Here is a 711-nt window from a genome sequence, read left to right on the forward strand (position 1 = left end):
CAAATCGAGGTTTTGCAGTAAGTAAGCACTATGTTCACCGCCTTTTTTAAAGTCGATGGTTAGGCCAATTTCGTGCAATTTTGCTGTGGTTTCGAGCAGAACTTTACCTTGAGGCTCAGCAATCCACTCATCGCCACCGGCTTGCTCTAAAAGCTTACCTGCCAGCGTTGCCACTTGTTCACCATATTGGCAATCAAGCTGATAACGGCTTTGCACGCTACAAATGGTGCGAGCACGAATGTCATTTTGACGCAGCTCGTCGACCATTTCATAAACCAAGCCTTCACGCAATGCGCCGCCCGCGAGTGTCATCGCATCGATTTCAAGTAACTCGAAAATCGCGATAAGAATAGACAGGCCGCTAGGGAAGACCAAGGCACGCTCAAGCGTTAAACCTTCGATGTCGAGCTCTTCCAAATGATCGGCTAGCATGGCTTGCTTTTGTAAACGCTTAAGTTTGGAGTGAGTAATTACTTCGTCCATACCCTGCGCCAGCATGATTTCTTGTAGCGCCTGAACGGTACCAGATGCACCTACGCACACATCCCAACCAAGATCGGTGTACTGTTCTAAGATTGGCTTGATGGTTTGCTTTGCGCCTTCAATCGCAGCTTCGAAGTTACGGGCATTCAGTTGGCGATCTTTAAAGAAGTTCTCCAACCATGTCACGCAGCCCATTTTTAGGCTGGTGAGGGCTTTCGCTTCAAAACC

General features: G+C 48.2%; 1 pseudogene. It reads right to left on the minus strand.

Annotation, left to right across the window (positions count from 1 at the left end):
- Nucleotides 1-711, minus strand: a pseudogene (locus R7093_RS25495) (guanosine-5'-triphosphate,3'-diphosphate pyrophosphatase); the annotation flags it as partial.

This window comes from Vibrio sp. 1580 (genome assembly GCF_033340055.1).